Annotated in this window: 12 protein-coding genes and 1 pseudogene; 4 read left to right on the forward strand and 9 right to left on the reverse strand. The window is 73.2% G+C overall.

The window, feature by feature from the left end; genetic code table 11:
* Positions 1–413 precede the first annotated feature (413 nt).
* From ACFYU0_RS09570 to ACFYU0_RS09580, 3 genes and pseudogenes are all read right to left on the reverse strand, one after another.
* Positions 414–1,214: a sugar phosphate isomerase/epimerase family protein gene (locus ACFYU0_RS09570; RefSeq protein WP_351658921.1), complete on the reverse strand. Its 801-nt coding sequence runs from the start codon at positions 1,212–1,214 to the stop codon at positions 414–416.
* Positions 1,215–1,230: 16 nt separating this feature from the next.
* Positions 1,231–1,719, reverse strand: a pseudogene (locus ACFYU0_RS09575) (GNAT family N-acetyltransferase); the annotation flags it as partial.
* 671 nt (positions 1,720–2,390) lie between these two features.
* Positions 2,391–3,440, reverse strand: a complete 1,050-nt coding sequence (locus ACFYU0_RS09580) for a LacI family DNA-binding transcriptional regulator (protein WP_389299209.1) — start codon at positions 3,438–3,440, stop codon at positions 2,391–2,393.
* Between the two features lie 277 nt (positions 3,441–3,717).
* On the opposite strand from ACFYU0_RS09580, the gene ACFYU0_RS09585 reads away from it, so the two are divergent.
* Genes ACFYU0_RS09585 through ACFYU0_RS09595 form a run of 3 tightly spaced genes read left to right on the forward strand, consistent with a single transcriptional unit; the run spans position 3,718 to position 6,865 of the window.
* Complete coding sequence (locus tag ACFYU0_RS09585; RefSeq protein ID WP_351658927.1) at positions 3,718–4,869, forward strand: Gfo/Idh/MocA family oxidoreductase; 1,152 nt, start codon at positions 3,718–3,720, stop codon at positions 4,867–4,869.
* On the forward strand, positions 4,866–6,017 hold the full coding sequence (locus tag ACFYU0_RS09590) for a dihydrodipicolinate synthase family protein (RefSeq protein ID WP_389299213.1): 1,152 nt from the start codon (positions 4,866–4,868) through the stop codon (positions 6,015–6,017). The genes ACFYU0_RS09585 and ACFYU0_RS09590 overlap by 4 nt, the downstream gene beginning before the upstream one ends.
* A gap of 47 nt (positions 6,018–6,064) precedes the next feature.
* Positions 6,065–6,865, forward strand: a complete 801-nt coding sequence (locus tag ACFYU0_RS09595; RefSeq protein ID WP_389299919.1) for a sugar phosphate isomerase/epimerase family protein — start codon at positions 6,065–6,067, stop codon at positions 6,863–6,865.
* A 187-nt stretch (positions 6,866–7,052) separates the two neighbouring features.
* Here the strand turns inward: ACFYU0_RS09595 and rbsD are convergent, their stop codons facing one another.
* The 6 genes from rbsD to ACFYU0_RS09625 all read right to left on the reverse strand — a co-directional run bounded on the left by rbsD (position 7,053) and on the right by ACFYU0_RS09625 (position 13,663).
* A complete protein-coding gene (gene rbsD / locus ACFYU0_RS09600; RefSeq protein ID WP_358931622.1) occupies positions 7,053–7,442 on the reverse strand; it encodes a D-ribose pyranase in 390 nt (129 codons plus the stop codon).
* Positions 7,439–8,362 (reverse strand): ribokinase, encoded by a 924-nt coding sequence (locus tag ACFYU0_RS09605; RefSeq protein ID WP_351658936.1) that lies wholly within the window; start codon positions 8,360–8,362, stop codon positions 7,439–7,441. The genes rbsD and ACFYU0_RS09605 overlap by 4 nt, the downstream gene beginning before the upstream one ends.
* A 68-nt stretch (positions 8,363–8,430) precedes the next feature.
* The gene (locus ACFYU0_RS09610) at positions 8,431–10,380 is read right to left on the reverse strand and encodes a substrate-binding domain-containing protein (protein ID WP_389299216.1); all 1,950 of its coding nucleotides are present in this window, start codon (positions 10,378–10,380) and stop codon (positions 8,431–8,433) included.
* On the reverse strand, positions 10,370–11,890 hold the full coding sequence (locus ACFYU0_RS09615; protein WP_389299219.1) for a sugar ABC transporter ATP-binding protein: 1,521 nt from the start codon (positions 11,888–11,890) through the stop codon (positions 10,370–10,372). Before ACFYU0_RS09615 ends, ACFYU0_RS09610 begins: the two co-directional genes overlap by 11 nt.
* The gene (locus ACFYU0_RS09620) at positions 11,887–12,915 is read right to left on the reverse strand and encodes a LacI family DNA-binding transcriptional regulator (protein ID WP_351658944.1); all 1,029 of its coding nucleotides are present in this window, start codon (positions 12,913–12,915) and stop codon (positions 11,887–11,889) included. The genes ACFYU0_RS09615 and ACFYU0_RS09620 overlap by 4 nt, the downstream gene beginning before the upstream one ends.
* Positions 12,916–13,096: 181 nt before the next feature.
* Positions 13,097–13,663 (reverse strand): hypothetical protein, encoded by a 567-nt coding sequence (locus ACFYU0_RS09625; RefSeq protein ID WP_389299223.1) that lies wholly within the window; start codon positions 13,661–13,663, stop codon positions 13,097–13,099.
* A gap of 114 nt (positions 13,664–13,777) precedes the next feature.
* On the opposite strand from ACFYU0_RS09625, the gene ACFYU0_RS09630 reads away from it, so the two are divergent.
* Complete coding sequence (locus tag ACFYU0_RS09630) at positions 13,778–14,353, forward strand: TetR/AcrR family transcriptional regulator (protein ID WP_389299225.1); 576 nt, start codon at positions 13,778–13,780, stop codon at positions 14,351–14,353.
* Positions 14,354–14,381: the final 28 nt, after the last annotated feature.

Consider the following 14,381-nt stretch of genomic DNA (forward strand, 5'->3'; position numbering starts at 1 on the left):
GTGAGCCGGCTTGCTGGGGGTTTTCGTGGCGCGTGGCCGGCCGCCGGGCGCGGAGTGCTCGTCCGAGACTGGGCGGTTCGACGTCTGCCCTGGGCGACTGTGGACATGACCGGTCGGACCGGGCCTGCCTCATAGGGCCGTGCGTAGGAGGGTGAGCCGGCTTGCTGGGGGTTTTCGTGGCGCGTGGCCGGCCGCCGGGCGCGGAGTGCTCGTCCGAGACTGGGCGGTTCGACGTCTGCCCTGGGCGACCGTGGACGCGACCGGTCGGACCGGGCGACCTCAGCGGGCCCTACGTGGGAGGGCGAGCAGGCTCGCCGGGGTTGTTGTGGCCCATGGTCGGCCGCCCGGCGCCGGGTGCTCGCCCGGGGCCGGGCTGTGGCACGTCTGGGCCGGGCGGCCGGTGGGCGGGTCGGCTAGGCCGCCTCGCCGAGCAGGCGTACGAGGTGGTCGCGGCCCGCGGACAACAGCTCGGGGAGCGGCGTGGCGTGCTCGTACCAGCGCTTCTCGTACTCCCAGCACAGCCAGCCGTCCCAGCCGTTGCGGCACAGGACGTCCACGCACTCGGTGAGCGGCAGGACGCCCGCGCCGAGCGGCAGCGGCGCGCGGTCGTCGGCCGAGGCGATGTCCTTGACCTGGACGTAGCCGAGGTGCGGGGAGAGCGCCGCGTAGCTGTCGGCGGGCTGTTCGCCGCCCAGCCAGGTGTGCATCACGTCCCACAGCGCACCCACCTGACGGTGCCCGACCGGGCCCAGCACACGGATCACGTCGGCGCCGGTGCGGTGCGAGTCGTGGGTCTCCACCAGGATCCGGACGCCGAGCGCGGCGGCGTCCTCGGCGGCGGCACCGAGCCGCCGGGCGGCGAGGGCCTCGGACTCCTCGCGGGGCCGGTCGGGATCGGCGCCGGGGAAGACCCGGACGAAGGGGGCGCCCAGGTCGTGGGCGAGTTGCAGGAGCAGCCGGATGTCGTCGAGGACGGGTGCGTCGTCGCCGGGCGCGGCGACGCGCGTGTATCCGGCCAGGCCGAGCAGTTCGATTCCGGACGCTTTGAACAGCGCGGCCGTCTCCGCGCGCTCGGCGGGGGACAGGCCCGGGTGCACGGGCTCCTCGGGATGGGCGCGCAGTTCCACACCGTGGTAACCGTGCGCGGTCGCGAGCGCCAGGACATCGGGGACGGCCAGGCCGGGGACACCGAGAGTGGAGAACGCCAGCTTCATGCTCGGACCCTACTCGTCAGGGGGCCGTTCCGCGGAGATCCAACCGCCAGTCCTGGCCGACCAGATCCTTGCCGAAGGAGTGGTGCGGCTTCTCGGCGACGAGCACGAAGCCGTGCCGCCGGTAAAGACGCCGGGCCCCGCTGAGGACGTCGTTGGTCCACAGCACCAGTTCCCGGTAGCCGGCCTCGCGGGCGAAGCCGACGACGGCGCGCACCAGCCGGTCGCCGATCCCGTGCCCGCGCGCGGAGGGCTCGACGAGCAGCAGCCGCAGTCGCGCGGTGTGCGGGGCCGAGTCCCGCACACACATCACGCAGCCCACCACCCGGCCGTCCAGCTCGGCGATCCACACCCGCTCCAGGCGCGGGTCGTGGTCCTCGGCGAAGTCGGCGACGATCCTCGCGACCAGCCCCTCGTACTCGGCGTTCCAGCCGTACTCGGCCGCGTACAGAGCGCCGTTGCGCTGCACGATCCACCCGAGATCACCGGCCATCGGCGCCCGCAGCACGCCCTCGCCGTCATCAGAAGCACCCATTCCCACAACCCCGACCCTAGGCCCGCCAAGAACCCCAGCACCAAAGCAACGCCGCCCACCAAATGAGGGGCGCGGGGAACTGCGCGACGGCCCCCGAAACCCCGGAACCCAACCAACGCCGCCCACCAAATGAGGGGCGCGGGGAACTGCGCGACGGCCCCCGAAACCCCGGAACCCAACCAACGCCGCCCAGCAAATGAGGGGCGCGGGGAACGGCGCGACGGCCCCCGAAACACCGGAACTCAACCAACGCCGCCCAGCAGAAGAGGGGCGCGGGGAACTGCGCGACGGCCCCCGAAACACCGGAACCCAACCAACGCCGCCCAGCAGAAGAGGGGCGCGGGGAACTGCGCGACGGCCCCCGAAACCCCGGAACCCAACCAACGCCGCCCACCAGATGAGGGGCGCGGGGAACTGCGCGACGGCCCCCGAAACCCCGGAACCCAACCAACGCCGCCCAGCAAAAGAGGGGCGCGGGGAACTGCGCGACCAGCCCCCACCAACGCGCACCCGCCCAAGCCACCCCCAGCACCCCGAGCCAGTAGGCGCCGCACGCCCCCCAGCACCCCGAGCCAGTAGGCGCCCCACGCCCCCCAAGCACCACGAGCCAGTAGGCGCCCCACGGACCCCCCAAGCACCCCGAGCTAGGCCCCCCGCGGAACCCCGGAGGACCCCCGCACCATCAACTCCCCCCGCACCGACGCGATCCCACCCGGCGGAGCCTCCTCACGGCCCATGGCGATCCGCCCCGCCCGCGCACCCGCCTCGGACAGCGGCAACCGCACCGTCGTCAGCGACGGCACCGCGTCGACGCTGAACGGCAGGTCGTCGAAGCCGGCCACCGAGACGTCCTCGGGGATGCGCAGCCCGGACTCCCGCAGCGCGGCACACGCGCCCAGCGCGACGGAGTCGTTCGCGGCGACGATCGCCGTCAGGGACGGGTCCCGGCGCAGCAGTTCCAGCGTGGCCTCGTGACCGGACCGGCGGTCGTAGCGGCCGTACACCGTCCACCGCGGGTCCTCCTCGACACCGGCCGCCTCCAGCGCCGCGCGGTGACCCTCCAGCCGGTGCCGGGTGGTGGTGCGCTCCTCGGGGCCCGCGATGTAGCCGAGCCGCCGGTGGCCGAGGCCGATGAGGTGGTCGGTCAGGGCGCGGGCGCCCCCGCGGTTGTCGAAGGTCAGCGCGATCGCCTCGGTGTCCGGCGCGGGCGGCCGCCCGCAGAGCACCACCCGGGTCCCGGCCTCCGCCAGCTTGCGCAGCTTGGCCGAGACCGCCGCCGCGTGCGGCTCGTTCTCCACGGCCCCGCCGGTCAGCACCACCGCCGCGGCCCGCTGCCGCTGCAGCAGGGTCAGGTACGTCAGCTCCCGCTCCGGCGAGCCGCCGGTGTTGCACACGACCGCCAGCCGCTCGCCGCCCGCCCGGCCGCCCGGCCCCCCGATCTCGGCCTGTATCGCACTCGCCATGATCCCGAAGAACGGGTCCGCGATGTCGTTGACGAGGATGCCCACGAGGTCCGAGGTGGCCGCCGCGAGCGAGCTGGCCGGGCCGTTGAGCACGTAGTCCAGCTCGTCGACCGCCCGCAGCACGCGCTCCCGGGTGGACGCGGCCACCGGGTAGTTGCCGTTCAGCACGCGCGAAACCGTCGCGGGGGAGACCTGTGCGCGGGCCGCCACGTCCGCCAGGGTCACCGTCATCTCGTCGTCCTCCGGTCGCGCGGGGGGTTGCGCATTGGTGCTCGTACGTCCTCGTAGACAGGCCGGGCACGGTCACGGTTCCGTCCGTGCCGAGCAGACCATAAGGCCAACCAGGCGGTTCGTTCGCCCCCTCGAACAACTCGAAGAGGACACGGTCTTGTCCGGAGCGCTGTGCAGAGGCTAGCTTCTCGTCGTAGAAAGCGCTTGCTGCACTTGCTGACGATGACGACGCCGGCCCCGCCGAACGAGGCCGCACCGGCGTTACGAAGGGACTCACGTGACACGCAAGACGGTGCGTATCGCCATGAACGGCGTGACCGGACGCATGGGCTACCGCCAGCATCTCGTCCGGTCCATCCTCGCCCTGCGCGAGCAGGGCGGCCTCGACCTCGGCGACGGCACCGTGCTGTGGCCCGAGCCGATCCTGCTCGGCCGCCGCGAGCACGCCCTGCGGGAGATCGCCGACCGGCACGGCCTGGAGCACGTCTCCACCGACCTGGACGCGGTGCTCGCCGATCCGGACGTCGACGTCTACTTCGACTCCCAGGTCACCTCCGCCCGCGAGGACGCCCTCCGGAAGGCGATCGCGGCGGGCAAGCACGTCTACACCGAGAAGCCCACCGCCACCGGACTCGACGGCGCCCTCGAACTCGCCCGGCTCGCCCGCGAGAAGGGCGTCAGGCACGGCGTGGTCCAGGACAAGATCTTCCTGCCGGGGCTGCTCAAGCTGAAGCGGCTCGTCGACGGCGGCTTCTTCGGCCGCATCCTGTCCGTGCGGGGCGAGTTCGGCTACTGGGTCTTCGAGGGCGACTGGCAGGACGCCCAGCGCCCGTCCTGGAACTACCGCGCCGAGGACGGCGGCGGCATCGTCGTCGACATGTTCCCGCACTGGGAGTACGTCCTGCACGAGCTGTTCGGCCGGGTGACCTCCGTCCAGGCCCTGGCCGCCACCCACGTCCCGCAGCGCTGGGACGAGAACGGCAAGCCCTACGACGCGACCGCGGACGACGCCGCGTACGGCGTCTTCGAGCTCGAGGGCGGCGCGATCGCCCAGATCAACTCCTCCTGGGCGGTGCGCGTCAACCGCGACGAACTGGTCGAGTTCCAGGTGGACGGCACCGAGGGCTCCGCGGTCGCGGGCCTGCGCAGGTGCCGCGTCCAGCACCGCTCGGCCACCCCCAAGCCGGTCTGGAACCCGGACATCCCCGCCACCGAGGTCTTCCGCGACCAGTGGCAGGAGGTCCCGGACAACCAGCAGTTCGACAACGGCTTCAAGGCCCAGTGGGAGCTGTTCCTCAAGCACGTGCACGCCGGCACCCCCTACCACTGGGACCTGCTGGCCGGCGCCCGCGGCGTCCAGCTCGCCGAGCTGGGCCTGCGGTCCTCGGCCGAGGGCCGCCGCCTCGAGGTCCCGGAGATCACGCTGTGACCATCCGACTCCCGGACGCCGGCGGGGGACTGCGGACCTACGAGCCGCGGACCGAACCGCTCGCCGTCACCCCCGGCACCCCCCTCACCTCCCGCATCGTCTTCTCGGCGGCGCACGTCGTGGCCGACCCGTTCGCCGACACCAGCCCCGACTCGCCCGCCGCCGTCGACTGGGACGCCACCCTCGCCTTCCGCCGCCATCTGTGGTCCCACGGGCTCGGCGTCGCCGAGGCCATGGACACCGCCCAGCGCGGCATGGGCCTGGACTGGGCGGGCGCGGCCGAGCTCATCCGCCGCTCGGCCGCGGAGGCCCGGGCGGTAGGCGGCCGTATCGCCTGCGGCGTCGGCACCGACCAGATCGCCGGCGGCACCCTGGCCGGCATCCGCGCGGCCTACGAGGAGCAGCTCGCGGTCGTCGAGGAGGCGGGCGCGCAGGCCATCGTCATGGCGTCCAGGGCGCTCACGTCCGCCGCGCGCGGCCCCGAGGACTACCTGGAGACGTACGGCCACCTCCTGCGCCAGGCCGCCGAACCGGTGATCCTGCACTGGCTCGGCCCGATGTTCGACCCGGCGCTCGAGGGCTACTGGGGCTCGTCCGACCTCGACGCGGCCACCGAGACCTTCCTCGACGTCGTCGCCGCCCACCCCGACAAGGTCGACGGCATCAAGGTCTCCCTGCTGGACGCCCGGCGCGAGGTCGACCTGCGCCGCCGGCTCCCGCGCGGCGTGCGCTGCTACACCGGCGACGACTTCCACTACCCCGAGCTGATCGCGGGCGACGACCAGGGCTTCAGCCACGCCCTGCTCGGCGTCTTCGACCCGCTCGGCCCGCCGGCCGCCGAGGCGGTACGGGTCCTGGACACGGGCGACACGGCCGGCTTCCGCGCCCTGCTCGATCCGACCGTGGCCCTGTCCCGCCACCTCTTCCAGGCGCCGACCCGCTTCTACAAGACCGGAGTCGTGTTCCTGGCCTGGCTGGCCGGCCACCAGAGCCACTTCACGATGGTCGGCGGCCTGCAGTCGGCCCGCTCGCTGCCGCACCTCGCCCGCGCCTACGAACTCGCCGACGGTCTGGGCCTGTTCCCCGACCCGAAGCAGGCCGAGGAGCGCATGCGGAACCTGCTGTCGATGTACGGGGTGAACCAGTGAGCACCGGTCCCGCACGCACCGATCTCGCCCGCTTCTCCATCAACCAGATGACGGTCAGGCAGCTCTCCCTGCCGGAACTGGCCGACGCCTGCGTCCGGTTGGGCGTTCCGGGCGTCGGCCTGTGGCGCGAGCCCGTCCAGTCCTACGGCGTGGAGGCGACCGCCAAGCTGGTCCGGGACGCTGGTCTGACGGTCACCACGCTGTGCCGCGGCGGCTTCCTCACGGCGGCCGGTCCCGGGGAGCGGGCGGCGGCCCTGGCCGACAACCGCCGCGCTATCGACGAGGCCGCGGCCCTCGGCACCGACACCCTGGTCCTCGTCTCCGGCGGGCTGCCGCCCGGCTCCAAGGACCTGCGGGCGGCCCGCGAGCGCATCGCGGACGCCCTCGCCGAACTCGGGCCGTACGCAGAGGAGCACGGCGTACGCCTCGCCGTCGAACCGCTGCACCCCATGTTCGCGTCCGACCGCTGCGTGGTCTCCACCCTCGCCCAGGCCCTGGACCTCGCCGAGCGCTTCCCCGCGCACCAGGTGGGCGTGACCGTGGACACCTACCACCTGTGGTGGGACGACCGGGCGCCCGAGCAGATCGCCCGCGCGGGCGCGGCCGGCCGCATCCACACCTTCCAGCTCGCCGACTGGACCACACCGCTTCCCGAGGGGGTCCTCAACGGCCGCGGGCAGATCGGCGACGGCTCGGTCGACATGCGGGAGTGGAAGGGGTACGTGGAGGCGGCCGGCTACACGGGGCCCATCGAGGTCGAGCTGTTCAACGAGGGGCTGTGGGCCCGGGACGGCCGCGAGGTGCTGGCCGAGACGGCGCAGCGGTTCGTCGCGCATGTGATCCGGTGAGAAAAATTCCGGACCCCGTACAACCCTCGCCCCGCCTCCCGGGTCGAACCCGTCGTCTGGAACTCCTGGGGAGGGACCCGGGGGGGATCTGAGGGGTTCCGGCACGGAGGGGAAAAGCCGAGGGGGTGCGCCCGGTCGACGGACCGGGCGCACCCCCTCGAAACGTCCGGGCGCCGCCGCCCGAGCGTCAGAAGAACACCCCGCACCGCAGCAGCACGTTCGCGTACGGCCGTGCCTCCCCGGTGCGCACCACCAGCCGGGCCCCCGCGGACAGCTCCTTCAGCCGCTCGTGCGGCACCAGCGCCAGCTCCGGGAAGTGGCCGTCGAGCAGCGCGCTCGCCGCGGGATTGGCGTCCCGCACCTCCTCGGCGGCCGTGGCCCCCTCCACCACCAGCTCGGCCAGCAGCCCGTCCAGGACCTCCGCGAACGAGGGCACGCCCGCGCGGAAGGCGAGGTCCACCACACGCGGCCCGTCCGGTATCGGCATGCCCGCGTCGCACACCAGCACCCCGTCGCCGTGCCCCAGCGCGGCCAGCGCACCGGCCAGATGACGATTGAGAATGCCCGCCCGCTTCACCGGTCACCGCCCCGCTCGCCGAGCGCCTCGGCCTCCGCCGCCGTCGGGTACGACTCCTGGGCACCGGGCCGCGTCACCGCGGCCGCGCCCACCAAGGCCGCGTAGGCCGCCGCGTCCGGCAGCGCGGCGCCCGACCCCAGCTTCCAGGCCAGGGCCGCGGTGAACGCGTCGCCCGCGCCGGTGGTGTCCACCGCGTCCACCCGCACCGACGGCACCGGGGTCACACCGGAGGAGTCGCACACCAGGGCGCCGGCGGCGCCGAGCGTCACCACCACCGAGCGCGGGCCCCGGGCCAGCAGCAGGGGCGCCCAGTCCGCCGGTTCACCGCTCACGTCCTCCCCGCCGAGGAGCACCCGGGCCTCGTGCTCGTTGACGATCAGCGGATCGCAGGCCGCCAGCACCTCCGCGGGCAGCTCGCGCGGCGGGGACGGGTTCAGCACGAACCGGCCGCCGTCCGGCAGGTTCCGCACGACCTCCACGACCGTCTCCAGCGGAATCTCCAGCTGCGCCGACACCACCCGCGAGGCGCGCAGCAGACCCGCGGCCGCCCGCACGTCCGCCGGGGTGAGCCGGGCGTTGGCGCCGGGCGACACCACGATGCTGTTGTCGCCGGAGGGGTCGACGGTGATCAGCGCGACACCGGTCGGCGCCCCGCCCACCAGCACGCCCGCCGTGTCCACCCCGGCCGCCCGCTGCCCGTCCAGCAGCAACCGGCCGTGGGCGTCGTCGCCGACCCGGGCCAGCAGGGCCGTGCGCGCGCCGAGCCGGGCGGCCGCGACCGCCTGGTTGCCGCCCTTGCCGCCCGGGTGGACGGCCAGGTCGCCGCCCAGCACCGTCTCGCCGGCGGCCGGCCGCCGCTCGACCCCGATCACCAGGTCGGCGTTGGCCGAACCCACGACCAGGAGGTCGTAGTCGTACATGGAATTGACTCCCCTGAGAGATGACCGGGGCGGGCGGTCCCCGAGGACCGCCCGCCCGCTCGCCGATGTCAGCCGGTGAACCCGGCCACGTTGTCCTTCGTGACCACCTTGACCGGCACCTTGACGGCAGATCCGACCTTCTCGCCCTGGACCGCCTTCAGCGCGTTGTCGACCGCGATCCGGCCGAGCTGGCTGGGCTGCTGCGCCACGGACGCGTACAGCGTGCCGCCCTCGACGGCCTTCAGTCCGTCCGGGGTGCCGTCGAAGCCGACCACCTGGACCGACCGGCCGGCCTTGGCGCCCAGCGCCTTGATCGCGCCGAGGGCCATCTCGTCGTTGGCGGCGATGACGCCCTGCACGTCGGGGTGGGCCTGCAGCAGGTTCGACATCACGTCGAGCCCCTTGGTGCGGTCGAAGTCGGCCGGCTGCTGGGCCAGGACCTGGATGCCCGGGTAGGCCTTCAGCCCCTTGGCGAAGCCCGCCGCCCGCTCACGGGCGGCGGAGGTGCCCGCCTGGCCCTGCAGGATGACGATCCTGCCCTTGCCGCTGAGCTTCTCGGCGACCGTCTTCGCGGCCAGCTCGCCGCCGGCCACGTTGTCCGAGGCCACCAGGGTGCTCGTCTTCGCGTTGTTGACCCCGCGGTCGACGGCGACGACCGGGATCCCGGCCTTGTCGGCGGCCTTCACGGAGTTGCTCGCCGCGTCCGAGTCCACCGGGTTGACGATGATCGCGCCGGCGTTCGAGCTGGTGAAGTTCTGGAGCTGGTTGGCCTGCTGGGAGGCGTCGTTCTGGGCGTCCGTGACCGTGAGGTCCACGCCCAGCTTCTTCGCCTCGGCCTGGGCGCCCGCCCGGATCTGCACGAAGAAGGGGTTGTTGAGGGTGGACAGGGACAGGCCCATCTTCGGGTTCGCCGACGAGGAGGAGCCGTTGTGCAGGAAGGAGGTCGCGCCGACGATCGCCACGGTGACGACCGCCGCGAGCGCGTACGTCCCCGCCTGCCTGCCCTTGCCGCCGGGAGAGGCGCCGGCCGCCGCCGGGGCCGCCCCCGCCTTGCGGCGCAGCGTGTCGAAGAGGACGGCCAGCGCGATCACGACGCCGATGACGACCTGCTGCCAGAAGGCGGAGACGTTCAGCAGGTTCAGGCCGTTGCGCAGCACCGCGAGGATCAGCGCGCCGATCAGCGTGCCGGACGCCTTGCCGGTGCCGCCCGCGAGCGAGGCGCCGCCGATCACGACCGCGGCGATCGCGTCCAGCTCGTAGCCGTCGGCCGCCTGGGGCTGCGCGGAGGACAGCCGGGAGGCGAGCACGACACCCGCGACGGCGGCGAACACGCCGGACAGGGCGTAGATGGCGAGCTTCTGCTTCTTCACCCGCAGGCCGGACAGACGCGCGGCCTCCTCGTTGCCGCCGATCGCGTACATCGAGCGGCCGATGTAGGTCCGGCCGAGCACGAGGGCGGCGATCAGACCCATCACGATCATCACGAGCACCGGCACCGGCAGCCAGCCGCCGAGGGTGTCCCCGAGGTGCGAGACGGAGTCGGGGAAGGGGATCGGGGAGCCGCCGGAGATCACCAGCGACAGACCGCGGGCCACCGAGAGCATGGCCAGCGTCGCGATGAACGGCGGGAGCTTGCCGTACGCGATCAGGAAGCCGTTGACGAGCCCGGCCGCGACGCCGGTCACGAGGGCCAGCAGCACCGCCACGACGACCGGCACGCCGTGCGAGGTGGCCGTCCAGGCGAGGACGGTGGCCGACAGGGCCGCCACCGAGCCGACCGACAGGTCGATGCCCGCCGAGACGATGACGAAGGTGACGCCGAAGGCCAGGACGGCGGTCACGGCCGCCTGGACGCCGACGTTGAGCAGGTTGTCGGTGGTCAGGAAGTCGCCCGACAGCGCCGACATGGCGATGACGAGGACGATCAGCGCGGTCAGCGCGCCGTTCTCCAGGAGCAGCCGGCGTACCGCCGTGGCGCCACCGGCGCCCGTCCTGCTCTCGAGCGTGTCAGTGGCCACGAGCGGCCTCCTTGTCGGTCGTGGGGTTGCTGACGGCGAGTGCCATCACGGAGTCCTGGGTGGCCTCGTCGGCGGACAGTTCGCCCGCGATCCGGCCCTGGGCCATCACCAGCACCCGGTCGCTCATGCCGAGCACCTCGGGCAGATCGCTGGAGATCATGAGTACGGCGGCGCCGGCCGCGGTCAGCTCGTTGATGAGCTGGTAGATCTCGACCTTGGCGCCGACGTCGATGCCGCGCGTCGGCTCGTCGAGGATCAGCACCTTGGTGTTCGCCAGCAGCCACTTGCCGATGACGACCTTCTGCTGGTTGCCGCCGGACAGGGTCCGCACGTGCTGGCCGAGCCCGGCCATCCGCACGCCGAGCTGCCCCGCGATCCGTGCGGCGGCCTCGCGCTGGCCCTTGAGGTCGACGAGCCCGGCGCGCGTGGCGGCGCGCATGGTGACCAGGCCGAGGTTCTCCTCGACCGACTGGTCGAGCACGAGCCCCTGGCCCTTGCGGTCCTCGGGGATCAGTCCGACGCCGGCCGCCATGGCGGCGTTGACGTCGTGGCCCTTCAGGGCCGTCCCGGCGACCTTCACGGCCCCCTTGTCGTACCGGTCGGCCCCGAAGACCGCGCGGACCACCTCGGTCCGGCCGGCGCCGACCAGGCCGGCGATGCCGACCACCTCACCGGCGTGCACCTCGAAGCTGACGTCGTGGAAGACGCCGTCGCGGGTCAGGCCCTCGACGCTGAGCAGCGCACCGCCCCGGTCGGCCCGCTCGCGGGGGTACTGCTGCTCGATGGCGCGGCCCACCATGAGCCGGACCAGCTCGGCCTCCGGGGTGGCGGCCGGGACCTGCCCGACGCTCCTGCCGTCCCGGATGACGGTGACCCGGTCGCCCAGGGCGGCGATCTCCTCCAGGTGGTGGGTGATGAAGACGACGCCGACGCCGTCCTCGCGCAGCCGGCGCACGATCCGGAACAGCTTGTCGACCTCCTCGGAGGTGAGCACGGCGGTCGGCTCGTCCATGATCAGCGCGCGCGCGTCCAGGCTGAGCGCCTTGGCGATCTCGACCATCTGCAGGCGCGCGATGCCGAGTTCACGCACCCGCGCGCGGGGCGACACGTTCACGCCGACCCGCTGCAGCAGGACCTCGGCGTCGGCCTCCATCCGCTTCCGGTCGATCATCCCGAACCGGCGCGGCTGCCGGCCGAGGAAGATGTTCTCGGCGACCGTGAGGTCGGGAACGAGGTTGAACTCCTGGTAGATGGTGGCGATCCCGAGGCGTTCGGAGTCCTGCGCACCATGGATGCGCACCTCCTCGCCGCCGACGAGGATCCGCCCGCCGTCGGGCGTGTAGGCGCCGGAGAGCATCTTGATGAGCGTGCTCTTGCCCGCGCCGTTCTCGCCGAGCAGCACGTGCACCTCGCCCCGGCGCAAGGAGAAGTCGACGCCGTCCAGCGCCACCACGCCGGGGAAGGTCTTCCGGATGCCCTCGATGCGCAGCAACTCGTCCCTGTCGCTCACGACTCGCTCCTGTTCGTTACGGGGGTCCCGCCGGAGGGCGCGCCGCACGAGCGGCGCACGACGAGACGGGCGGGGAGGGTGACGGACTCGCCGGGCAGTCCCCCGATGCGGTCCACCAGGGCCCGTACGGCGGCCCGGCCCAGTTCGCCCGTGGGCTGGGCGATCGCGGTGACCGGCGGATCGGTGTGCACAAACCAGCGGATGTCGTCGAAGGCGGCGAGCGCGATGTCGTCCGGGACGCGCAGCCCGCGCGCGCGGATCGCGTCCAGGGCGCCGAGCGCCATCAGGTTGTCCGCGGCGAAGACCGCCTCGGGCGGCTCCGGCAGGTCGAGGAAGCCCTCGGTGACCCGCCGGCCGCTCTCGGCCTGGAAGTCGCCCTGGCCGGTGTAGGCGTCCGGCAGGTCCAGCCCGTACTCGGCCAGCGCGGCCCGGAACGCCTCGACGCGCTCGCTGCCGGTGGTGGTGGCCGCGGGTCCGGAGATGATCGCGAGCCGCCGGTGCCCGAGCCCGTGCAGGTGCGCGACCAGGTCCCGGACGGCGCGCTGTCCGTCCGCCCGCACCACGGGCACCTCGACGCCCGGGATCCACCGGTCGACGAACACCATCGGCGTCCCCGCGCGCACGGCGTCCAGCATCAGCGGGGAGCCGCCGTCGGTGGGGGAGACCAGCAGGCCGTCTATGCGGCGGTCCAGCAGGGTCCGCACATGGTGGTCCTGGAGGTCCGGCCGCTCGTCCGCGTTGCCGATGATCACGCTGTAGCCGAGCGCGCGGGCCTCCTCCTCGACGGAGCGGGCCAGCTCGGTGAAGTACGGGTTCAGTACGTCGCTGATGACCAGGCCGAGGGTGCGGGTCTGGTCGGTGCGCAGGGAACGGGCGACGGCGTTGGGACGGTAGCCCAGCGCCTCGACGGCGGCCAGCACGCGTGTGCGTGCGTCCGCGCTGACCGACGGGTGCTCGTTCAGGACGCGCGACACCGTGGCGACCGAGACGCCCGCCGCGGCGGCGACGTCCTTGATGCTCGCCATCGCGGGCTCCACCTCCTTGTGGAACTCATGGAATCGATTACATCGACGTGCACGAAGGATTGGAATCGATTACACGAGCCAAGACAAGGGGGGTAAGGGTGGCTGAAACTCAATCGTGACCACCGGGTGGTCCGGGCGCTGCCGGACCACCCGGTGGCGTGCGGCGCCGGGAGGCGCGGAGTCACGCCTCCGCGCGGGCGCGCCCCAGCCGGAGGGCGGACACGAGGAAGAAGATCCCGCCGAGGAGGGCGTAACCGGCCAGGCTGCCCAGGGAGGCGCCGGACGAGCCCGCCTGGGCGAAGAACGACGCGCCGGCGAGGGTGGAGAGGGCGCCGCTCGCGATCATCGCCCACTGTCCTCCCAGCCGGCGCCTTGCTGCGCCGACGAGGAGCTGGACCACGCCCGCGGCGACGGCCCAGGCGCCCCAGACGCGCAGTACCGCCGGAATCCCGGACGCGGCGGCCGCGGCGAGACCGGCGCCGGTGAGGGCGCTGAGCGCGATGTTCGCGTACAGGTGGCGCACCGGGCCGCCGTCGGCCCTGGCGGACCGGACGTCGAAGACGGCGCACGCGACGTCGAACAGGGGATAGATCACCAGGAGCGCCGCGCTCGCCGGGTTCAGCGCGCCGGCGGTCGCGAACAGCAGGGCGGCCCACACGGCGGCGAAGGCGAAGCGCAGGAGGTACAGCTTCCGCAGGGTCGCGGGGACGCTGGAGCGGGTGGTGGCGGTGGCGACGACGGTGTCCACGGGATGCCTTCCCAGGGTGAGGGAGAACGTTCGGTCTACCTCTCATGGAAGTGGGTGCCGTGGCGCCTGTCAAGACCGAACGTTCTCCCTCACGGTTTTGGTAACCTCGCCTCCATGAGCCGGGGCACAGCGACAGGCAGCACGTCCGAGGCGCGAGCGCGGCTGCTCGCGACGGCGACGAGGGTCTTCTACGCCGAGGGGATCCACTCCGTCGGCGTCGACCGGATCATCGCGGAGGCGCAGGTCACGCGGGCGACGCTCTACCGGCACTTCTCGGGCAAGGAGGAACTCGTCCTCGCCTACCTCGACCTGGCCGACCAGGGGATCCGGGGGCAGGTGGCCGCCGCGGAGCAGGGCGCCGAGTCGGCGGCGGACAAGGTCAGGGCCGTCGCCCGGTCCATCGCGGAGGGCATCGGATCCCCGGGGTTCCGAGGCTGCGCCTTCCTCAACGCGGTGGCCGAATACCCCGACCCGGCCCACCCCGTCCACCAGGCCGTACTGGCACACCGCCAGTGGTTCCTGGAGACCGTCACGGACCTGCTGGCACGGGCCGGCCGCGAGCCCGCGGACGAGACCGGCCGGCACCTCGTCATGCTGCGGGACGGCGCGATGGCGGCCGGCTGCCTCTTCGACCCGCAGCTCGTCACCGAGACCTTTCTGCGCGGCGTCGAGGGCATCCTCCAGGCATGAGGCCCCCCGGGTCTCCGGAGTCCGGGCC

It is taken from the genome of Streptomyces sp. NPDC003720 (genome assembly GCF_042875075.1).
Taxonomy (GTDB): Bacteria; Actinomycetota; Actinomycetes; order Streptomycetales; family Streptomycetaceae; genus Streptomyces.